Genomic DNA, 20,615 nt, shown 5'->3' on the forward strand with positions numbered 1-20,615 from the left:
GATTTCTTATTATGATCCATGAGCAACGCCAGGCTCTTGACGAAATGATCACAAAAATGCGCTCTGGTCGTCTGACACGACGCAGCTTTATGCAGCGGGCCGCCGTGGTTGGCCTGAGCAGTTCAGCCGCGATGTCGCTGTTAGAGGCATGTGGTGGTAGCTCCAACAGCCAGGGTGGTAATGGGGCCGCAACCAACATCGTATGGCAGAGCGATAACGATACGACGAATACCTATAAAGATATCGTTGATACCTTCAATAACACTACAGGAAAGAGCAAAGGTATTCACGTTACCTGGCTGAATGGTCCTACCAATACACAGGACATGCTGACCAAGTACAACAATATGTTCCGCGCGCGCAGCAGCACCAACGATATCATTTCTCTCGATATCGTCTACCCTGCTCAGTTTGCGGCGCAGCAGTGGACGGTACCGATTGATGAGAGCAAGTGGCCAACCAGCGAACGTACGAAATATTTACAGGGCCCGATCAAAGGTTGTACCTTTAATGGGAAACTGTGGGCGGTCCCTTTCCGTACCGATCTGGGACTGCTCTACTACCGCAAAGACCTGGTCCCCACTCCACCTCAAACGTGGGATGATCTGACCAACAACGCCAAGGGAGCTTCTCCTTCAAAAGTGAAATACGGCTATGTCTGGCAGGGTTCACAGTACGAAGGATTGGTCTGTGACTTCGTTGAGGTCCTCTATGGTTTCGGCGGCTCCGTACTGGATGCCAATGATGCCACCAAGGTAACCATCAACAGCCCACAGGCTCTCCAGGCTCTGACCATGATGGTAGGCTGGGTCGGCACCATTTCGCCGTCAGCCGTCACCACTTATACCGAGGATCTTTCTCTGGCCGCCTGGGAACAGGGAAATGCCGCCTTCATGCGTAACTGGCCATATGCCTATGTGAAGAGCAACAATCCTCAGGAATCGAAGATTCCCAATAAGTTTGATATCTCGTCCCTCCCTCATGGGGGTAGTGAGTCGGTTGGTCACTCGGCTATCGGTGGTTGGAATACAGCTATCAACGCATACTCCAAGCATCAGGATGAGTCATGGGAATTCGTCAAGTATACGATCAGCCCGGATGCGCAGAAAAAGGGCGCGATTAACGCCAGTTATACCGTGACCCTGCAGAGCATCTATGATGACAAGGATGTACTGGCCAAGCAGCCTCTGTTCGGCAAGTTGAAACCCATCCTGCAGAATGCCCTGCCTCGCCCGGTTTCACCAAAGTACGTGGATGTTTCGGACGCTATCCAGCGCAATGTCTACAAAGCATTGAAAAAGAACTCTTCTCCCGCCGATGCTTTGAAGCAGCTTGAGTCTGACCTGAAGAATGTGGTGTCATCCAAGTAGTTTTTGATCCTGCGCAATGAAGCTTGAGCTTGCTCAGGCTTCATTGTCGGTTCATTAAGCTGAACTGGCCTCTAACCCTGAATCAAAGATAGCGGGCACATGCAACCAATGATGTTTTACGGCCTCTATTATCTTTTTTGAAGTGAAGTGAAAGAGAACATGGCAACACAAACAGCTGAAGCAAGCACCCAGAAACCAGTAAAACGAGGGCGGAACAAGGACGGCAGCGGCATCATGCCATATATCCTGGTGCTTCCCACCATCCTGCTGATCCTCGTGATCGCGGTTTATCCAATGCTGGATTCATTGCGCATCAGCATCCTGGATAACCCTTTTATCGGCTCTCCGGCCGTTGTTGGCCTGGCAAACTATACGCGCGTCCTGGGAGATTCGGAGTTCAGGACCGCAACACTTAATACCGTCATCTTTACCGTAGTCAGTGTAGCACTCGAGACCTTCTTCGGGCTGCTGGTGGCGCTCTTGATCAATAAGACGTTCCCCGGACGCGGCCTGGTGCGTGCCGCTATTCTGGTCCCCTGGGCGTTTCCAACCGTCGTTTCCGCCCAGATGTGGTTCCTGATGTACAATGACCAGACAGGTATCATAACCTTTATCCTTCAGGGTCTGCACCTGCTCAAACCAGGCGATACCTTGATTGGTAGCCCTTCCGGTGTCATTATCGCGGCCCTGATTACCGACGTATGGAAAACAACGCCATTTATGGCGCTTCTCATCCTGGCCGGTCTGCAGGTCATTCCGGCGGAGCTCTACGAGGCCTCGGGAGTCGATGGCAGTACGCGCTGGCAATCCTTCTGGAGCATTACCCTGCCGCTGCTCAAGAGTCCTTTGATCATCGCTTTGATGTTCCGTACCCTGGATGCCTTCCGTGTCTTCGACCTGTTCTATGTCTTTGGTAAGCGGTCCGTGCAATCCATGTCGACCTATGCCAACTACTTTATGTTTGGTGGAACAGCTGCCGATTTCACGCCTGGTGTTGCGGCCGCCGTCAACGTCTTTCTCTGCGGTATCATAATCAGTATCATCTATGTGTTGCTGATGGGCGATACCTTGAAACAGGTGGATTAGGATGTTCTGCTTGCTCGCGGAAAGATTTAGAAGAGAAGGAGAGAGATTATGGCAGTAGCTGAGCAGACAGGCTCAAAAGAACATATAGCGCAGGCGCGCGCGCGCTTAGCCGCCAAGCAGCGTAAGGCGACCGTTGGGAAGGTAGCACGCTATGTGGCGGTCGTGGTTATCGTCTTCATTTCACTGGCTCCACTGTACTGGACCTTTGCGACGTCGGTGAAAAATGGCATTGAGATTAACCAGTCGCCGCCAACCATTTTTCCGCACCAGTTTGATTTCAGTAACTATGTCCAGGTGCTCACCAATTCGACCTTTTTCTTGCCAACGCTGAGAAATAGTACCATCATCGCGGTGGTCACAACGCTGCTGGCACTGGTGTTTGGTATCCTTTGTGCCTACGCCATAGGCCGTATGAAGTTCCGTGGCAAGCCGGCTGTGCTGGCAACGGTGCTGTCCGTGCAGATGTTTCCGTTCATCGCCCTGCTTGGTCCTCTGTTCGTGTTGTTTACGGGACCTATTTACCTGTATAACACGTGGTGGGCCCTGATTATCGCGGACCTGGTGCTAAACATTCCCCTGGTGGTCTGGTTCCTGACATCGTTTTTCCGTGATCTGCCACCCGACCTGGAGGAGGCGGCACGTATCGATGGCGCTTCTCGTTTGAAGGCGCTGTGGTACGTGATTATGCCACTTACCGCACCAGGCATTTTCTCGTCGGCGATCCTCTCGTTTATCGCGGTCTGGAATGACTTCCTGTTTGGCCTCAACCTGACCAGCGATGAGAGCGCACAGCCGGTTACGGTAGGTATTACGCGCTTCAATTCAGAACACGTTGTAGCGTATGGGCAGCTGGCCGCTGCGGCCATCATTGTAACCATCCCCCTGGTTATTATTGTCCTTTTCCTGCAACGCCGCATCGTTTCCGGCCTCACCGCCGGCGCCGTCAAAGGTTAAGAGACAATTGTGGTCAGGCGCTTGTGAGCGACTGACCACAATTGTTGCCTCCATTTGATTACCGCTCTCCTGCGCTCCCTGTATTCTCTGCCTGCCAATTGATGAGTTTTGTGATTGGTGGTCTAGACATCTTGACATTTATAAGAGAAGAATTTATAGTATCTGCAAGAGCTGTGCGCGACTTGCCCGTGGTGGGTGCGTGCGGCGATGAAACCTTTTCATTTGTTGCTTTCACGTTATACTCCATTTGTTTCTGTTTGTGACGCTGTTATGTCATGTCAGCCGTAAGTTGTAACAAAAGTCTGTAGTTACATTGGTGTTTGTTTCGGAAAAGCGAGGAGTGAAAGGTGTTCCTTCCAGTGATCTCTTCTCTTCATCTTCCGATACACTCGTTCTCATGATGTGCGGTTATAGGTAGACTGCATCGATGTCTGCCGAAACAGCTGCGCCTATTTTCAGAGGGTGGCTTTTAGTAGTCCTTTAGTAGAGGAGAACTTGCGATGAGTTCAATCACCACATCACCGACCAGTACCGGTGATCGTGTCCTTGGAGCGCTTCAGAGCGTTGGTCGTTCCCTCATGCTGCCAATCGCGGTCTTGCCGGCGGCGGCTTTGCTGCTGCGCCTGGGCCAACCTGATCTACTTGGTGGTATTCATTGGGGCGTGATTCATCTGGATTGGATCGCGAATGCGGGGAATGCTATTTTTACGAACCTACCGCTTATTTTCGCGATTGGCATCGCCATCGGCCTTTCTGGTGGCGAAGGCTCAGCGGCGCTGGCGGCGGTAGTGGGCTTCCTGGTGTTTACGGCGGTGTTTAATACTATTATCCCGCAGGTGAAGGGCGCCGATGGCACCATGGGGCCAGATCCAAATATTTCAATGGGTGTACTTTCGGGAATCTTGATGGGTATCGTTTCGGCGGGCCTGTACAAGAGGTTCTATGATATCCGCCTGCCCGATTACCTGGGTTTTTTCGGCGGTCGCCGCTTTGTTCCTATTATTACAGCTTTTGCGGCCCTTATTCTTGGTCTGATTTTCGGTATTATCTGGCCTCCTATCAATAGTGGCATTAACGCGCTTGGGACCGGCATCGTCTCGCTGGGCGCGGTTGGTGCTGGCATCTACGGCTTCTTGAACCGCTTGCTGATCCCCACCGGTCTGCATCATGTATTGAACTCCTACTTCTGGTTTCAGTTAGGCAATTACAAGGGTCCAGGTGGGACCGTGGTCCACGGTGACCTCAATCGCTATTTCGCGGGGGATCCCAATGCGGGATACTATATGGCGGGCTTCTTCCCGATGATGATGTTTGGTCTGCCTGCCGCCTGTTTCGCGATGATTCGCCATGCGAAATACCCCAAGGTGGCGGCCGGTATCCTGCTCTCGGCTGCGTTCGCCTCGTTTTTGACTGGCATTACCGAGCCGATTGAGTTCGCCTTCCTGTTTGTGGCACCCGTACTCTTCGTGGTGCACGCGGTCCTGACCGGTACGGCGCTGGCCGTCTGCTATCTGCTGCAGATCAAGATCGGCTTTGGCTTCTCCGCTGGCCTGATCGACTTTGTGTTAAACTTCAATAAGTCGAACACTACCAACCCCTGGCTCCTGTTGCTGGTCGGATTGATTTATGGTGTCATCTACTACTTTGTCTTTAGCTTCTTTATCGTTCGCTTCAACCTGGGTACCCCGGGACGCGGCGAGGAGTCAACCGGACTGGCTCCCGACTGGATCCTGCCCGAGTCACAGCGTCGACCGGCGGCGAGTCGGTCCACCGCGGCTTCTCCTGCAGCGACCGGTGAAGCAGTAGCGACCGAAGAGGCCGAGGATAAAGATACAGTGCTGGCTCGCGAGGTATTAAGCGCGCTGGGTGGCAAAGAAAACATCGAGAGCCTGGAAGGCTGTATCACGCGCCTTCGTACCTTTGTGAACCAGCCTGACAAGATCGATGAGCCACGTCTGAAGAGTCTGGGCGCCTCGGGTGTGATCAAAAAAGGCAAGATCGTGCAGGTGGTGATGGGCACACAGTCCGATCGCATTGCCAGCCGCATTAACCGTCTGCGCAAAGAGAACAATGTCGAAGTGTAGTTTTAGCGAGGAAGTATAGAGAACGATGACAAAGATTAACGTGCTCGCGCCCATTGATGGGACCGTGGTTGAGCTTGAGAAGGTTCCTGACGAGGTGTTCGCGCAGAAGATGGCTGGTGATGGTGTGGCCATCGATCCATCGGGGACGATCGCGGTCGCTCCTATCAGTGGAGATCTGGTCAAGCTGTTTCCCGGCGGCCATGCCTTTGGCATCGCTGCCGACGATATTGAGCTGATCGTGCACATCGGCCTCGATACCATCGAGCTAAACGGCGCCGGCTTTGAAAATATTGCCACTGAGGGACAGCATGTCGAGGCGGGCACCCCCATTGTGCGCTTCGACCGTGCCACCATTGAAGGCAAAGGCAAAGTCGTGCTGAGCCCCGTCGTTTCCAGTGGCGACGGTACCGTCGTCAGCCGTGCCAGCGGCTCCGTCAAAGCGGGGAGCGACGTGCTCTTTGTCCTGGAAGTATAAATTTCTGTATGTACCCTGGCGCGCCCGGCTGTCGTATTGCCGGGCGCGCCTTTGCGTTCCCTATGCAGATCGGCTACACTATAGGCTGAGAGTCCATCTACTGTCATCGATGCAATAAGCAGACAGGCAGAATTTCACCTGGAGGGAAAACCAGCCAGCATGTCACTCACCGCGGCGCAATCATCGGAGCCATCATTAACAGCACATATTCTGAAAGATCCACGCAATCCATTCCCCTGGTACCGGGAGATGCGGGAGCGCTATCCAGTCTACTATTCGCATGAATTCCATAGCTGGTTCATCACGCGCTACAGCGATGTGCAGCGCGTAATCAGCGATCCCCAGCTCTTCTCTTCCGAACAATCTATCCGCGCGCGTCCAACGAGCAGGATACAGACAACGACCAGACCGCTGCTGTGGACCGATCCGCCGCGTCACCGCCAGTTGCGTTCGTTGATCAACCAGGCGTTTACGCCGCGCACCATCGCCAACCTGGCCCCACGCATCACAGAGATCGTCCATTCCCACCTGGACCAGGTCGCATTGCAGGGGCAGATGGACGTGGTCAGTGACCTGGCCAATCCCCTGCCAATCATTGTGATCGCCGAGCTGCTGGGCGTCCCGATTCAGGATCAGCAGCGGTTTAAGCACTGGTCGGATATTATTGTGAGCCCGGCGCGCCAGCAGAAAAAACAGGCAGTCATCGAGATGAATACTTATTTTCAGATGGTGGTGGAGCAGCGCCGCCAGCACGCACAGGATGATCTGATCAGCGCGCTGCTGAGCGCCCATATCGAGGGAACGTATCTGACCGATGCCGAGATTTTAAGCTTCTGCCGCCTGCTACTGGTCGCCGGTCATGAGACCTCCACCAATCTGATCGGCAACGCCCTGTTGACCTTTGATGAACATCCTGAAGTCATTGAGGAGCTCCAGGCTCGGCCCGATTTGTTGCCGGGCGCCATCGAGGAGGTGATTCGCTATCGCACCCCGATTCAACGCCTGCGACGGGCCATTACTGTGGATACACAGCTCGGCGAGCACCGCATCAAGGCCGGGGAGATCGTATCGCCCGTGCTGGGCGCGGCCAACCGCGATGAGACGCAATTTAGCGCTTCCGAGACCTTTAATATCCATCGCAGCCCGAACCGGCATATCGGCTTCGGTCACGGCATCCACTTCTGTATCGGCTCCTCGCTGGCGCGGCTGGAGACGAAGATCGCGCTAGACATCCTCCTGTCACGCTTCGCCTCCCTCAGGCGCATCCCGGATGTGCCGCTGCAGCATGTTGCCAGCTCGTTCGTCTATGGTGTCAACAGCCTGCCCATGACCTTTCGGGAGCGCCAGTAGAACCTTGCGCGACCTGGGGCAAAAATCGGCAGAGACACCTACCAAAAGTGCCACTACTGGCGCGTGGTTGATGAGGGGCAGACTGCTGCCAGCGTACATTGGGCGCAGCGGGGTGAACGCGCCACGCATACGGCTCTCCCATGATAGATAATGCGGTGGGCCAGGCTAAGCCACTCTTGTTGAGGAACAAGGTTCATTATTTCGCGCTCGGCCTTGACGGCATCATCCTGCTGCGTCCAACCGAAGCGTTTGATCAGGCGTGCCACATGGGTATCAACAATAAAGCCTTCCGTGATGCCATAGGCGTTGCCGAGCACCACGTTGGCCGTTTTGCGTCCCACACCGGGAATCTTGACCATGTCGGCCATCGTCTGTGGCACCTCTCCGTTATGATGCAGCAAGAGATACTGACAGGCGGCACGGATCTGTTTGGCCTTCTGACGATAAAAGCCAGTCTTGATAATATCCTGCTCCAACTCTTCCTGACTGACCGTCGCGTAATCCTCGGCGCTGCGGTACTTCTGAAACAGATCTACCGTGACCGCATTAACACGCTTATCCGTACATTGCGCCGCCAGCAAGGTAGCCACCAGCAATTCGAGGGGCGTCGAAAAATTTAGATCGTAGCGGGCCTGGGGATACAGCGAGCGCAACTCATCAATCACGGTCTGCACAGGCAGCGCGCCTTCCGGTAGAGCCGCAGCAGTGGTCTCCTGAGATGTGTCTTTCATCATAACCTCTTCACAATAAATAGTAAACGCATCCTTATCCTATCTTATTCTCTGCTTTCCACGGAATTATGGCAAAAAAGTAGGATAAACGGCTACACTGGTTTTTTGAGTTGGTGCAGGGGAACGAATGCGCCCCCTGCACCAACTCAAAAAACCAGTGCGATCGATAGGCCATTCTTGCTTTTGGTTACCTATTCTATGCCCGCGTCATCCAGGATGCCGCGGCTCAGCTCTGACCAGTCGCGATCGGCGCGACCGCGCGCGAGGCCAGAGAGGAGACGATTCGATAGGTGGCTGGCAAACGGCATGGGTGACTGCACCTCTTTCGCCGAATCAAGGACCAGGTTGACGTCTTTGAGCGCCAGCTGCATGGTAAAGCCGACCGGCTCAAAGTTCTTTTCGGCGATGCGCTTGCCATACGACTGGTAGGCGGGGCAGGCAAACAGCGTCTGGGTGAACAGCTCATACATCTTAGAGCGCTCAATACCGTTCTTTTCACCCAGGGTAAACGCTTCTCCCATCGCTTCCATAGCCGCGGCCAGCATAAAATTCCCGCTGATCTTGACCACATTGGCATTGGCCGCCTCTTCCCCGAAATCAAACTGGCCCTGTCCCAGGGTGCCCAGGATATGCCGCACCCGCTGTTTACCTTCCGGCTTACCGGCTACCGCGATCCAGAGCTGACGAGCGGCCGCAGCCTCTGGTCGGCCAAAGACGGGAGCGGCCACATAGGTGCAATCCTGCTGCTCATGCAACTGCTGCATCTTCCGGGCCATGGCGGGTGATACAGTACTCATCGAGAGATGGATGCCACCGGGGCCCAGGTGAGCTAGCAGACCATCATTCCCCAGCGTGACGGCCTCCAATGCCTCATCATTCGCCAGCATCGTAATCACGATACTTCCATGATTGACCACATCACGCGGACGCGTACCACGTTTGGCGCCAGCCTCTACCAGGTCCTGCGTCTTGCTTAGATCACGATTGTACACCTGCAGATTATAGCCAGCCTTCAGCAGATTGATAGCCATCGGATGACCCATATTGCCCAGGCCAATAAAGCCAATTGTCTCACTCATAATTTTAATAATCTCCTTCCTACTCTTTATCACGTTGTAACGACGCAGAGAGAGATATGCGTCACCCTGAAGGCATGTGAGCGCCCCCGCACACGCGTCCGCACTGGTTTTTGTATGTTGGTGCATCGTGTGCGCGGATGCACACACGATGCACCAACATACAACTGGCACATGAGCACCGAAGGTGCGAAACATCAGGCAAGCGACAGGCGATGATCATGAGAGTAAAACACTCTCTCATTCTCTGATCGGATCTTGAAGCAATATAGGAAGTAATCATAAGATAGACACAAGGCTCGGGAACATTCATCTCTCGGGCACATTCTATTAGGAGCACTTATGCGTATACTCGTCACTGGAGGCGCCGGATTTATTGGAAGCACCTTTGTCAGACATATCCTGGCTACCTACCCGACAGATGAAATTGTGGTACTGGACAAATTAACATACGCTGGCAACATGGCCAACCTGCCGACGCTATCGACAACCCCTCGTCTCTCATTTATCAAAGGCGATATCTGTGACGAAAAGATTGTCGAGCAGGTAATGTCGGACTGTGATACGATTGTCCACTTTGCCGCCGAAACACACGTTGATCGTTCGCTGCTACAGGCCCAGGATTTTATGCGTACCAACGTGCAGGGTACCTATGTGCTGCTGGAGGCCGCGCGGCGGCGGCAGATACGGCACTTCTTGCATATCTCAACCGACGAGGTCTATGGCAATGCCCGCTCGCCCGAAGGGGTCAGCCGACCATCACTGGAGACCGATACGCTGCTCCCGCTCTCACCCTACGCCGCCAGTAAAGTGGGGGCGGATACGCTGGCCTTCTCGTATTGGGCCAGTTATGGGCTCCCCGTCACCATTACCCGCTGCAGCAACAACTATGGACCCTATCAGTATCCCGAAAAGCAGTTGCCGCTCTTCATCTTGAATGCGCTTGAGGATCGTCCTCTCCCTGTTTACGGGAATGGAGAGCATTCGCGCGATTGGATATATGTACAAGACCACGTGGAGGCGCTGGCGTTGATCCTGCATCAGCCGGACACCAAGGTGATTGGCCAGATCTTCAATATCGGTGCCCACGAGGAACGCAGCACGCTGCAAAATGCCCGCACGGTTCTGGAGATACTGGAAAAGCCGGACAAGTTGCTCAGCTTTGTCGAGGATCGCCCGGGTAATGTCCAGCGCCACGCGGTCGATACTAGCAAGATCGCCCGACAATTGGACTGGCGCGCACGCATCTCTTTCACGGTCGGTCTGCGACAGACCATCGACTGGTATCGCGCTCATCCCGCCTGGATCGATACGATTAAAGAACAGCGGAACGAATTCCTCGCGACAGCCCTGCAGCGCGGTATGCATGGCAGGTCAGTTGATGGTGTGACTCATTAATCATCTTCATGGAAGGAGGCCGTCAACCGCCAGCCGTCGGGGATGTTGAGCAGGACCGTTGCGCCCTGTTGATCGAAGCGAAAATGCATCCTCTTCAGGCCTCGCTCGTGCAAAACAGCGGTAACGGCCTCCTGGTCCGCTTCTGGGCAGTAGAGCAAGAAGAAGCCTCCACCACCAGCGCCGGTGATCTTTCCACCCTGCACGCCATGCTGACGCGCCAATGTATAACATTCGTCGATAAAGGCTGAAGACAGGTTGGGAGCGAGACGCCGCTTCTCCTGCCAGGAGTAATCCAGAATGCTGGCGAAACCGTCCAGGTCACCAGTCAACAGGCACTGCTCGATCTCACCCGCGCTCTTCTTGATATTATGCAAAGCCTGCAACACCGATTCATCCTGCTCGGTGGTCGATTTGCGTTGGTGCTTCAGGATAGATGTCGACTCGCGAGAACTGCCCGTAAAGAAAAGCATCAGGCGTTGCTCCAGCAGAGCACCTATCTCTGGCTCGATGCGCAGAGGCTCAACGGTTACGCCGGAACTGGTAAAGGTAATCTTATTTAAACCTCCAAAGGCCGAGGCATATTGATCCTGCTTCCCAATCGGCATGCCCATCTTCTCGATCTCGATCATGGATGCCAGATCGGCTACCTGTTGCCGGCTCAGCGGCTGATCAACCAGCGTCGACACGGCCCGCACCAGCGCCACCGTCGCGGCACTCGATGAGCCCAGGCCGGTCCCTGGTGGCACCTCGCTGGCGCTAAACAGATTGAGACCACCGCGAATACCAAAATGATGCAGCACAGCCCTGGGTAATGCCAGCTCACCATCCCATGTCAGATCGGCCGAGGACGTACTCCGAAAGAGTGTATGGTAATCAGCTGAGATCAACTGGAGATCTTGCGGCTCTTCAGGCGTCAGGATCGCGTAAAAATACTTATTGATGGTGCTACTGATAACCATGCCACCGTATTTTGCATAGTAAGCCTCAAGATCTGTCCCACCACCTCCCAGGCTGATACGCATCGGCGCTCTGGCAATTAACATAGTATCCCTCGTGCTACCTGTGTACAAAGCATATAGGAAGAAACATCTATCTATCTGTTATAAAGCTATCTTACCATTTTTTCTATTTTCTCTGCACAATCCATCATCCATGGCTTCCTTTATCGTCCTCTTCTTGAACTGTGCTGAATTTTCGTTACCCTCCTATTCAGGAACGCTCTATCGTGACGACAACCTATTGATGGCTATCGGTAGTCGTCGTCACGATAGAGCGCCAGTAGTCGAGTGTGTGTTTGAGCGCCTGGTTGAGGTCCACATCTGGTCGCCAGCTCGTATGGCGTTGAAGCTGTGACGTATCGGCACGCGCGGCTGACTGATCGGAGGGTCGCAAACGGTTGTGATCCTGCTGGACCCGAATAGGATGGTCGGTATGCTGCAGCAGCATGTTCAGAATATCCGCGATTGAATAGGCCATGCCCAAGCCAATGTTGTACGCTTCCCCAGGCTGGCCACGCTCCGCCACGGCCAGGTAGGCCTGCACCACGGCCTCGACAGGCAGGAAATCACGCCGGGCCTGCAGATTGCCAACGGATAGCACAGGCTCTATTTTTCCCGCCTCAATCAAGGCGATCTGGCGCGCCAGGCTGGCGATAACAAAGGTGGGCAGTTGCCGTGGTCCAAAGTGATTAAAAGGGCGAACGCGTATGGTGGGCAGACGATAGGCGACAAAATACTGGTAGGCGTAGAGATCCTGGGCCGCTTTCGCTACGGCGTAGGGGTTCGTCGGGTGAAACGGCTGGCTCTCTTTGATCAGATTCACCTCGGGAGGCACGGCACCATACTGTTCGCCTGAACCAACGACCACGATGCGCGCCATCAATCCCGCCAGGCGCAAGGCTTCAAAGAGATGGATCGCCCCCTCGGCGTTCACGCGCAGCGTCCTGATGGGATCAGACCAGGAAGAAGCTACCGAGGACTGGGCAGCCAGGTGGAAAACCAGGTCTGGTCGCGCGCGATCAACAACATTTTGCATGCTCTCCAACGAGAGGACATCGCCACTTACAGATTGAATACCTGTCTGGGGAATCGGCAACGCCAGGTGCTGACGATAGAGGCCAAAGATGGTAGCCTTTGGATAACGGCGCAAGCATGCCTGGGCAAGGTAGCTTCCTACAAAACCAGAAACGCCGGTGATCAGGATGCGGGCAGGCACTGTCATGACTCAATAACTCTCTTTCTGTGGACTTGAGCGTCTTTTCCGGCTATCTTGACCGGATCTGGCAGGGCTGTGTGGTGAAGGTATAGCTAACTTTTTTGATGGCCTCCTCCTCCCGGGCCACCAGGTGAATATCGTGCTTGATCATGCTATGCACGATATCCTCGAAGGTCACGGTCGGCGTCCAACCAGACGTTTGCCGGTTCCAGACCTCGACGCGGCGACTCATGGTTAAACAAAATACCGGAGCAGGCGAACAGGTCGTAGCTCTCGCGAAAGTTGACGGTCATCCAGTGACCATAGAGCTTGGCCACGCCATAGGGGCTACGTGGATGGAACGGCGTCTGAAGGAGTAATAAATAGGATCTTCATGCGGGTGAGATCTTCCCCTTCCAACAACATCAATCTACGCTTACAGCATCACATTATAATAAGCAGGTCATGGCTAAAAAGTTGCCAAATCGTTATATTGCAGTTAATTATTGCAATTCATGGTTGAACTTTTCAAATCCAGTAAATACATATAATAATATTAAATTAAGCAATTCAAATATCACACACCATTCATGCTCAGAAAACCGTTTTTGTGTAGGTGCAACAAGGGCGCGAATGCGCCCTGTCGCACCTACACAAAAAATCCACGCATCCGCGCAGGCGGACGCCCGTGCGGGGGAGCTCAAACGCGCCAGCAAGAGGTAGATGGCCCATCCATCCTAATACCTGCAATAACAATACAGATATTAGGATGGATGGGCCACAAGTTACTATATTTTTGTGGAAACGTTGTATGCTTTGATCATAGGTGATTTATGAATAGCTAAAGGCGATGCATGCTTGTGAGGAAGATTGGAGGAGGAAAGGTGGAAGTGGCATGTCTATTGGGACAGGTATAAAACATTACGGAACGTTGCTGCGGCGCTGGCTGTGGTTGTTGCTGCTTGTGGTCGCGCTCTGTACGGCGGTAACGTACGCCATCAGTATCACGATGCTGCCCGTTTATGAAGCTGCGGCACTACTGCAGGTCCACGATGTCAGCACAAACAATGGCAGCATCTTTGTTGACCAGGCCCTCGCGCAAAGCGATGCCCTCCTGATCAATCGCCCCGATGTGTTGCAGCGCGCGACCCGCAAAATCCATACGGTGAACGCTCAGCAGCTCGCAACACAGATCAGTGCTTCCCCCCTGGATAATACACCCATCATCCAGGTACGGGCCAGAGATACTGACGCGACACGTGCGGCCACGATCGCCAATACGGTGGTCGCCGTCTTTATCCAGCTGCAAAATGATTCACAGCAGCAACAATTAAAAAATATCGCCACCAGCCTGGCGAAGAATGTGAATAACGCCAGAAGCGCGGTTGACAACGACCAGGAACAACTGACACTCCTGCAAACGGCACACGCGGCACCCGAGAGCATTGTCCATCAGAACGATATTATTAACGGTGATCAAACCACATATAATTCATCATTAAGCAATTATACCCAGGTGCAGCAGCAATTGCTGCAGGTGCCCGGCAGCTTAAAAATCGTCCAATCCGCGGTCGCGCCACGCGACCCGGTGAGTCCGCGTGTACTGCTCAACACGGCGACCGCCGGTATCATGAGCCTGGTACTGGCCCTGGCGTTTATTCTATTGATGGATTGGATCGATGCCTCGCTGAAAACTGCGGAAGACGTGGAACGGATGGCCCGACTGCCGGTACCTGGCAGTGTACCTGATGTAACAATAACGTCCCAAAAGATGCGCGATGAGCTCCCCCTGGTCAATAACGAAGCGATCGAGCAGGCGTTTAGCACCATCAGTACCCATTTGATAATGAGGTTAGCTGAGAAACGTGCCGTGCTGGTAACAGGAGCACATGCGAAAGCGGGCACATCAACTGCGGCGATCAACCTGGCGATCACACTGGCACGCACAGGCTTGCGTGTCATGCTGGTGGATGGAGATTTGCAACGGGGGACCCTGCATCGCGTCTTTAAGCATCCTAACATTTATGGCCTCACCACGGTTATGACAGAGGGAACGCTCTTTCAAGAAGGACCAACCAGGTCTACCTGGCTACATGCCTGGCTACATCCACATAAAACCTCTATCCCCAATCTCTGGTTTTTACCAACCGGCCCATTACCCAACTCACGGGGAACCATTCTGCGTATACCGATGCTATCCCTGTTCCTGAAATGCCTGCTCCAGACGGTACAGGAATCAGAGGAACAGGCGCATAGTTTGATGGACGTCATCGTCATAGATAGTGGTCCGCTGGAAGAGAGTGCGCATACAGCGGTCCTGGCGGCGTGCGCGGACGCCTCACTGCTGGTGGTTGAAGCCGGTCACGAACAGGCAACACATCTACGCCACATAGCCCGCAATCTACAACGCCTGCAGGCTCCGGTACAGGGAGTTATCATCAATCGTCAAAAAGCACACCACCGATCTTACTTCTATGTTCCATCGCAAAATAGTGAAAAGACGTGGCTGGACGATGCGGAGGAGGCAGACAAAAAACCGTGGCGCGCAACCTCACCCTGGACGCGTATGGCGATAAGTAACCAGAGGCGCGCCTCGCTAGCGCGATCAACGTCATCCACCCATCATAAACCTGCGCTCCCACAGACCACCACAGCGGCGGACGAGGCACCAGAGGGGGGGCATCTATTGCCTGCGGTCTATCAGAAGCAACCGACAAATCAACACAAAGGGATTGTGGATGAGAAGTAGTCGCCGGGTAGCAATGATGCCAATCTCTATGCGGAGCAACAGATACTGCTGGCTCTGTGTTTCGTAGGGCTGCTAACCTTTACCGTGATAAGCTGCGCCTACCTGGCAACCCCAATGAAAGGGGGAAACTTCCGATGGATACGGCTTCTGTAAGCGTCATTATCCCTTATAGCAGGGCAGACCTCATTGAAACAGTGCTGGAAAAACTCAGTCAACAGACATATCCGGCCGATCTGACTGAAATTATCATTGTGGGGCAGCCCGGAAAAACGGTCGAAGAGCAGTGGTCAACCCATACCGTTAACGCGGCATCCAATATGTATCCAGGCCAAAAACGCAATCAGGGGGCACGTATCGCGCGTGGCGACTATCTACTCTTTCTCGACAATGATTGTGAGCCAGCGCCAGATTGGATCGCGCAAAATGTGCTCGAATTGCAGAATCCACAGATCGGAGCGGTTGGAGGACAGATCAAGGGGAAGTCCAACGCGTTCTTCGCGCGCTGTCTCGATTTCAGCAGCTTTGCCTTCTGTCAGAATAGTCAACGCAGCGAGATGCAGCTGTGTTCAGCCAGCCTCGGCGTCAGGCGCCAGATCTATAAGGAAGTGGGAGGTTTCAACGAGACGTTGCGTGTCTGTGAGGACATAGATTTTTGCTATCGCCTAGTGCAGCTCGGCTACCGCACCGTCTATCAGCCCGCGATCAAGGTAAAACATAACCATCGCCGCGACAGCTTCAAGGTATTGATGGCTTACAGCTATTTTTTGGACGCGCATCCGGCTTACACGTCAAGCTTTTATATCCCACCATGAACAGGCGCAGCCGCATCCTCGCATTGGCGCGCCATCCCTTCATTTACGCCCTGCTACTCGTCCCGGTCTCACTTAGCATTACCATCCTGATCATTCGCGTCAATATTGCCGAGCAGCCCCGTGTCCTGCTCTACGCTCCTTTTATCTTTCTGGCTAAGCTGGCATTCCACGCGGGTGTGCTGCAATGGTTGCTGGCTAAGCGCAACGCCTCTGAAGATAGGCCAGCAGCGGCTCAATGAAAGGGGAGACCCCTTTATAGGCCAGCATTTCGGGAGGTGTGGTGGTCAGAACTCGCTCCACCTTGCGCGCGGCCACCGGATCGACAACTATCTCTGCAACAGGCGCCTGATAGGTATGGACGGTAAAAAGAATGGCCTCCGTTTCTGGCAGACGTGTCAGAGTCTGACGCTCGACGCGCAGCCAGCACCGCTCTCCAACCGTGTCTTCCGACAGGTTCGCATATGACCGCAGCACCTCGCCGGCGGCCCGGGGCGTAATATCAAGCCGGGGAGTACTACGAAAAGCCCAGTTCAGCCGCCAGACGGGGCGGCCAGCCTTCAGGCGCTGCAATAAGAGCTGCGAGGATCGCCCCAGGTGTCGCGCAAATGAAGGGACCGGCTCATGGATCGCCAGAAACGATTGCCCAAGCTTCTCTTCCAGGCACCACGAATTAGGAAAGCACAACAGACCCGCTACCAGGGGAAAGCCAGTCTCCATATTCCCATCTAGCACCAGGAGATCCTCTTGCAGCTGGCGCCCTAACCAGTGAAGCGGCGAGAGCCGTAGATCAGCTAGCATTCCCGGTCGAAACTCGGTTTCTTCGTTCAACAATTGGTTATGCCAGTGCCATCGCCCCTGCTCTACTTTTAAGGTAAACCACTGTGGATAGCGCGCCGCCAGCTGCGGCAACAGTAATTCCAGCACCTCCCACTGCGCCGCCTCGGTTCGCGGCAAGGCTTGAAAATAATAAGGGGTATCCTCCCTCAGAAGGCGATGCTTGAGCGCTATCTCAGCAGCATAATGATCGGGATCAATCTCAATTACATTACCAGCTCCCAACGCCTGCACCCCCATAGACATCGAAAAGCTTTCAGACTCAAAAGGGAAGTAAGGAAACAATATATTAACTCCTCCGGTAAACGTGCGCGCCCCCGCTACGCGGGCGCATTCATTTTGTTTCTGTTGGTGCGTGGGTTGCGCATCCGCGCAACCCACGCACCAACAGAAACAAAATGAATGCGTACTTCAGTTGCATATCCCATGCACTAACAGAAACAAAAGACATGAGTGCCGAAAGTGCACATCCCATGCAGCAACAGAAACAAAAACTATGAGTCCTGCAGGTGCGAAAACCCAGACACGCCAAAGATGATGATCTTGCACGTAAGACGTATTCCCAGTATACCTGCTTGCGGGGAACATTGGTAGAGCAATGGTTCAGGTGAGATGCTACATAAGCAAATAGACACAGCCCAACAGCCATTTGGAGCCATCAATACAATGTACATAAAGAGCGGGATAATATAATACACTTAAAATAAGTGGCTTGCTTGTCACTTTAAACATATCCCTGGTTCATAAAATCTGGAGGCTTCGTAGTGTTTGATGTGATTATCATTGGCGCTGGTCCTGCCGGACTGAGCGCTGCTTTAATGTTAGGGCGTTGTTGCCGATCTGTGCTTGTCTGTGATAATGGGCAGCCGCGCAATATTGTCTCCCACGCGATGCATGGCTTTTTAACCTGTGATGGTATGGCACCAGCGGAATTCAGACGCATCGGGAAAGAACAATTACAAAAATATACAAACGTAGAGATACGCTCTACCACCGCAATCGATGCCAGGCGTACAGACGATCTCTTTACCGTCACCCTGGGCGATGGCTCTATACATACGGCCCGTGCCTTGCTGCTGGCCACCGGCCTGAAGGATGTTACCCCGTCGATTGAGGGGGTTCGGCGCTACTATGGAGCCGGGGTCTTCTCCTGCCCCTACTGCGACGCCTGGGAAGTACGCGACCAGCCACTGGCCGTCCTCGCGCAGAGAGCAGGAGGGGAGATGCTGGCCTTGCAGCTTCTACAATGGAGCCAGGATATTATCCTGTGTACCGATGGTCCCCATCAGATCAATAGCGAGACGCTGGCGCTTCTCAATCAACATAACATTCAACTTTATGAAACACCCATCGCCCGGCTGGAGGGTTCGGAACAGCGCTTTGAACGCATCGTCTTCACCGACGGCACCACGCTTGCGCGCTCGGCCATGTTCTTTCAAGTGCAGCATGTGCGGCGTCTGGAACTGCTCGATAAGCTCGGTTGTTCATTGCCCGAAACATACCAGGAGCCGATCGCCCCTGGCATCTACCTGGCTGGCGATGTCTATCGGACGCGCTGGGTGAGCGGAGCAGTCGCAGACGGCGTCGAACTCGCCGTCATGATCAACATAGAGCTGCAAAAAGAGGAGTTGGCGCGTAGCTATCAAACCCTGAAAGCATTTAAAGCATAGCTTGACAGATCACAATCCGTCGGCTATAGTTGTAATGGTTGTGATAAAAGTTTTATCGACGATAACAGAAAGGAGGACATGCCATGAAAACAGGTAATCATGTATTCCTGCCCATTTCTAGCTGGAACCTCCCAAATGTGATCGTATCCATACACAACCCACTGAACAACGGTGCGCACATTGATCTGGGGACCACAGGAGCCGTCTGCCCATTTTCAGATATGTGTGTCGCATATTCCGATCTCTACCCGCTAACATAGAGCACACAGCACATCTTCTGACCGTGGGCATCCGCCAATGAGGACCCGCGGTTTTTTTGTTGCCTTGCGCCGCATATCTCCATGGGTTCCATCATTGCCGGGCTCCCCTTTCAGCCATACGTTTTTTTGCTCGCCAGTAACTGCTGCTCGTTTTACAGAAACATAAGGAGGATACACACATGGCAATGACGCTGGATATCGCCGCCGCCGACTATAGACGTGACCTGGGCGATGGCCTGGTAGCGCGCTGGTCCACAGCAGATGATACAGAAAAGATCGCGCAGACCGCCGGCCAGGTCTTTCGAGGCAAAGAGAGCGATCCCTTTAATGAGAGGTTAGCCAATGTCGTCAGGGTATACATGAGCGGACGAGTACCTATCATGGGGCCGGGCGACTATGCGATTGTTGAGGACCACAATAAAGAGGGCAATCCCGTTGTGGCTGGTATCTGCCTGCAACGCATGGAGTGGTACTACGAGGATATTCCCTTTAAGATGGGGCGTCCGGAAATCGTCTTCAGCGATCCCGGCTATCGTAACCGTGGCCTGATACGTACCCTGTTCGAGTTCGTCCACGCGCGCAGTGCCGCCGAGGGACGTCTGCTGGACGCGATTACGGGCATCTACTACTTCTATCGCCAGTTTGGCTATGAATACGCCCTCGATCTGGACAGCAGCAAGGGGGTTTACCTGACCGCCATCCCCAAGGCCAAAGAGGGGGAGGCCGAACTTTACACCCTGCGCGAAGCCACGCAAGAAGACCTGCCACAGATAAAAGCAATCTATGAGCAGCGTGACCGATCTTTGCAGGCCGTCACGACGCACACAGATGATAGCTACATGAAATTCCTGGTAGAAGATTGGTCTGACCATCCCGCTCGCTCTCAATTCGGTGCCACGATGATGATCGTCGACCAACAGGGACAGGCACAGGGCTGGCTCTCGCTGCCCACCGCACGTGGGGTCAAGTCGCTTAATGTCTGGAGTATGTATACCAGGCCACACCTCAACCTGCAGGCAATGCTGCAATCCCTCTTGCGCGCCTTGCAGGCCTACGGTCAGCAGATGCCGACCCAAAAACCCGACACAGAGGCGTTCAGTGAGATCAGGTTCTACCTGGGGCAGCAACATCCGGTCTATACAGCATTGGGCAATCTGGCTGCCATTGCAGATCCGGGTTACGCCTGGTACGTTCGCATCGCGGACCTGCCTCGCTTTATCCACCATATCGCGCCCGCGCTGGAGAAACGCTTGCTCCATTCGCCGGTCGAGGGCTTTACAGGCGAGTTAAAGCTGGATTTCTACCGTGGGGGCATACGCATGGTCTTCAATGAAGGTCGGCTTGAGACAGTCGAAGACTGGCGCTCAACCGTGCTGAACAACAGCTCGGATGGTGGCTTTCCACCACTGGTCTTTTTCCAGGCGCTCCTTGGCTATCGCAGTTTAGATGAGCTGCGCCGAAACTATCCCGACGCCTGGGTCAATAACGAGGTGCTCTTCAATACCCTGTTCCCGGTGCGACCATCCTGGGCAGCGGTGCTATAACCCGCTCAATTCCAGACAGAGGACGGATG

The 20,615-nt window shown here is 53.9% G+C and carries 18 protein-coding genes and 1 pseudogene; 12 read left to right on the plus strand and 7 right to left on the minus strand.

The annotated features are described in order from the left end of the window. The first annotated feature begins 11 nt into the window (after positions 1 to 11). The 6 genes from AABA21_RS06660 (at position 12) to AABA21_RS06685 (ending at position 7,319) form a co-directional block, all read left to right on the plus strand. Positions 12 to 1,370, plus strand: coding sequence for an ABC transporter substrate-binding protein (locus tag AABA21_RS06660; protein ID WP_338248201.1), 1,359 nt, complete (start codon positions 12 to 14; stop codon positions 1,368 to 1,370). A gap of 159 nt (positions 1,371 to 1,529) precedes the next feature. Continuing rightward, the gene (locus AABA21_RS06665; protein ID WP_338248202.1) at positions 1,530 to 2,456 is read left to right on the plus strand and encodes a carbohydrate ABC transporter permease; all 927 of its coding nucleotides are present in this window, start codon (positions 1,530 to 1,532) and stop codon (positions 2,454 to 2,456) included. 48 nt (positions 2,457 to 2,504) lie between these two features. Then, complete coding sequence (locus tag AABA21_RS06670; RefSeq protein ID WP_338248203.1) at positions 2,505 to 3,410, plus strand: carbohydrate ABC transporter permease; 906 nt, start codon at positions 2,505 to 2,507, stop codon at positions 3,408 to 3,410. Positions 3,411 to 3,910: 500 nt separating this feature from the next. Continuing rightward, positions 3,911 to 5,494, plus strand: a complete 1,584-nt coding sequence (locus AABA21_RS06675) for a PTS transporter subunit EIIC (RefSeq protein ID WP_338248204.1) — start codon at positions 3,911 to 3,913, stop codon at positions 5,492 to 5,494. Between the two features lie 25 nt (positions 5,495 to 5,519). Further along, positions 5,520 to 5,969 carry a PTS sugar transporter subunit IIA gene (locus AABA21_RS06680; RefSeq protein ID WP_338248205.1) on the plus strand — a complete coding sequence of 150 codons (450 nt, stop codon included), beginning with the start codon at positions 5,520 to 5,522 and terminating at the stop codon, positions 5,967 to 5,969. 159 nt (positions 5,970 to 6,128) lie between these two features. Then, complete coding sequence (locus tag AABA21_RS06685) at positions 6,129 to 7,319, plus strand: cytochrome P450 (protein ID WP_338248206.1); 1,191 nt, start codon at positions 6,129 to 6,131, stop codon at positions 7,317 to 7,319. 53 nt (positions 7,320 to 7,372) lie between these two features. Here the strand turns inward: AABA21_RS06685 and nth are convergent, their stop codons facing one another. Beyond that, a complete protein-coding gene (gene nth, locus AABA21_RS06690) occupies positions 7,373 to 8,053 on the minus strand; it encodes an endonuclease III (RefSeq protein WP_338248207.1) in 681 nt (226 codons plus the stop codon). A 188-nt stretch (positions 8,054 to 8,241) separates the two neighbouring features. After that, positions 8,242 to 9,129 (minus strand): NAD(P)-dependent oxidoreductase, encoded by an 888-nt coding sequence (locus tag AABA21_RS06695; RefSeq protein ID WP_338248208.1) that lies wholly within the window; start codon positions 9,127 to 9,129, stop codon positions 8,242 to 8,244. A gap of 339 nt (positions 9,130 to 9,468) precedes the next feature. Here AABA21_RS06695 and rfbB point away from each other — a divergent pair, with 339 nt between their 5' ends. Beyond that, positions 9,469 to 10,524, plus strand: a complete 1,056-nt coding sequence (gene rfbB / locus AABA21_RS06700; protein ID WP_338248209.1) for a dTDP-glucose 4,6-dehydratase — start codon at positions 9,469 to 9,471, stop codon at positions 10,522 to 10,524. Here rfbB and AABA21_RS06705 read toward each other — a convergent pair. From AABA21_RS06705 to AABA21_RS39315, 4 genes and pseudogenes are all read right to left on the minus strand, one after another. Next, complete coding sequence (locus tag AABA21_RS06705; RefSeq protein WP_338248210.1) at positions 10,521 to 11,567, minus strand: GHMP family kinase ATP-binding protein; 1,047 nt, start codon at positions 11,565 to 11,567, stop codon at positions 10,521 to 10,523. The genes rfbB and AABA21_RS06705 overlap by 4 nt on opposite strands. Before the next feature lie 193 nt (positions 11,568 to 11,760). Continuing rightward, a complete protein-coding gene (locus tag AABA21_RS06710) occupies positions 11,761 to 12,744 on the minus strand; it encodes a GDP-mannose 4,6-dehydratase (protein WP_338248211.1) in 984 nt (327 codons plus the stop codon). Positions 12,745 to 12,787: 43 nt separating this feature from the next. Next, a complete protein-coding gene (locus AABA21_RS06715) occupies positions 12,788 to 12,970 on the minus strand; it encodes a hypothetical protein (protein ID WP_338251045.1) in 183 nt (60 codons plus the stop codon). Further along, positions 12,945 to 13,085: pseudogene (locus tag AABA21_RS39315) on the minus strand (GDP-mannose 4,6-dehydratase); the annotation flags it as partial. The pseudogene AABA21_RS39315 and the gene AABA21_RS06715, both read right to left, overlap by 26 nt. Before the next feature lie 527 nt (positions 13,086 to 13,612). On the opposite strand from AABA21_RS39315, the gene AABA21_RS06720 reads away from it, so the two are divergent. The 3 genes from AABA21_RS06720 (at position 13,613) to AABA21_RS06730 (ending at position 16,517) form a co-directional block, all read left to right on the plus strand. Next, positions 13,613 to 15,466: a Wzz/FepE/Etk N-terminal domain-containing protein gene (locus AABA21_RS06720; RefSeq protein WP_338248212.1), complete on the plus strand. Its 1,854-nt coding sequence runs from the start codon at positions 13,613 to 13,615 to the stop codon at positions 15,464 to 15,466. 134 nt (positions 15,467 to 15,600) lie between these two features. Beyond that, positions 15,601 to 16,278, plus strand: a complete 678-nt coding sequence (locus tag AABA21_RS06725) for a glycosyltransferase family 2 protein (protein WP_338248213.1) — start codon at positions 15,601 to 15,603, stop codon at positions 16,276 to 16,278. After that, the gene (locus AABA21_RS06730; RefSeq protein WP_338248214.1) at positions 16,275 to 16,517 is read left to right on the plus strand and encodes a hypothetical protein; all 243 of its coding nucleotides are present in this window, start codon (positions 16,275 to 16,277) and stop codon (positions 16,515 to 16,517) included. Before AABA21_RS06725 ends, AABA21_RS06730 begins: the two co-directional genes overlap by 4 nt. Here AABA21_RS06730 and AABA21_RS06735 read toward each other — a convergent pair. Beyond that, on the minus strand, positions 16,474 to 17,358 hold the full coding sequence (locus tag AABA21_RS06735; protein WP_338248215.1) for a heme-dependent oxidative N-demethylase family protein: 885 nt from the start codon (positions 17,356 to 17,358) through the stop codon (positions 16,474 to 16,476). The two genes, AABA21_RS06730 and AABA21_RS06735, sit on opposite strands and share 44 nt — an antisense overlap. Before the next feature lie 518 nt (positions 17,359 to 17,876). Here AABA21_RS06735 and AABA21_RS06740 point away from each other — a divergent pair. Both AABA21_RS06740 and AABA21_RS06745 read left to right on the plus strand, forming a co-directional pair. Continuing rightward, positions 17,877 to 18,782 carry an NAD(P)/FAD-dependent oxidoreductase gene (locus AABA21_RS06740; protein WP_338248216.1) on the plus strand — a complete coding sequence of 302 codons (906 nt, stop codon included), beginning with the start codon at positions 17,877 to 17,879 and terminating at the stop codon, positions 18,780 to 18,782. A gap of 439 nt (positions 18,783 to 19,221) precedes the next feature. Further along, a complete protein-coding gene (locus AABA21_RS06745; RefSeq protein WP_338248217.1) occupies positions 19,222 to 20,586 on the plus strand; it encodes a GNAT family N-acetyltransferase in 1,365 nt (454 codons plus the stop codon). The last annotated feature ends 29 nt before the right edge of the window (positions 20,587 to 20,615 follow it).

Source organism: Dictyobacter halimunensis, from assembly GCF_036245075.1.

Coding starts and splice junctions, on each gene's coding strand:
- AABA21_RS06665 (WP_338248202.1), top strand. CDS start 1,530: ATGGCAACACAAACAGCTGAAGCAAGCACCCAGAAACCAGTAAAACGA.
- AABA21_RS06660 (WP_338248201.1), top strand. CDS start 12: ATGATCCATGAGCAACGCCAGGCTCTTGACGAAATGATCACAAAAATG.
- AABA21_RS06710 (WP_338248211.1), bottom strand. CDS start 12,744: ATGACAGTGCCTGCCCGCATCCTGATCACCGGCGTTTCTGGTTTTGTA.
- rfbB (WP_338248209.1), top strand. CDS start 9,469: ATGCGTATACTCGTCACTGGAGGCGCCGGATTTATTGGAAGCACCTTT.
- AABA21_RS06675 (WP_338248204.1), top strand. CDS start 3,911: ATGAGTTCAATCACCACATCACCGACCAGTACCGGTGATCGTGTCCTT.
- AABA21_RS06735 (WP_338248215.1), bottom strand. CDS start 17,358: ATGTCTATGGGGGTGCAGGCGTTGGGAGCTGGTAATGTAATTGAGATT.
- AABA21_RS06670 (WP_338248203.1), top strand. CDS start 2,505: ATGGCAGTAGCTGAGCAGACAGGCTCAAAAGAACATATAGCGCAGGCG.
- AABA21_RS06725 (WP_338248213.1), top strand. CDS start 15,601: ATGGATACGGCTTCTGTAAGCGTCATTATCCCTTATAGCAGGGCAGAC.
- AABA21_RS06695 (WP_338248208.1), bottom strand. CDS start 9,129: ATGAGTGAGACAATTGGCTTTATTGGCCTGGGCAATATGGGTCATCCG.
- AABA21_RS06680 (WP_338248205.1), top strand. CDS start 5,520: ATGACAAAGATTAACGTGCTCGCGCCCATTGATGGGACCGTGGTTGAG.
- AABA21_RS06730 (WP_338248214.1), top strand. CDS start 16,275: ATGAACAGGCGCAGCCGCATCCTCGCATTGGCGCGCCATCCCTTCATT.
- AABA21_RS06685 (WP_338248206.1), top strand. CDS start 6,129: ATGTCACTCACCGCGGCGCAATCATCGGAGCCATCATTAACAGCACAT.
- AABA21_RS06745 (WP_338248217.1), top strand. CDS start 19,222: ATGGCAATGACGCTGGATATCGCCGCCGCCGACTATAGACGTGACCTG.
- AABA21_RS06720 (WP_338248212.1), top strand. CDS start 13,613: ATGTCTATTGGGACAGGTATAAAACATTACGGAACGTTGCTGCGGCGC.
- nth (WP_338248207.1), bottom strand. CDS start 8,053: ATGATGAAAGACACATCTCAGGAGACCACTGCTGCGGCTCTACCGGAA.
- AABA21_RS06715 (WP_338251045.1), bottom strand. CDS start 12,970: ATGAGTCGCCGCGTCGAGGTCTGGAACCGGCAAACGTCTGGTTGGACG.
- AABA21_RS06705 (WP_338248210.1), bottom strand. CDS start 11,567: ATGTTAATTGCCAGAGCGCCGATGCGTATCAGCCTGGGAGGTGGTGGG.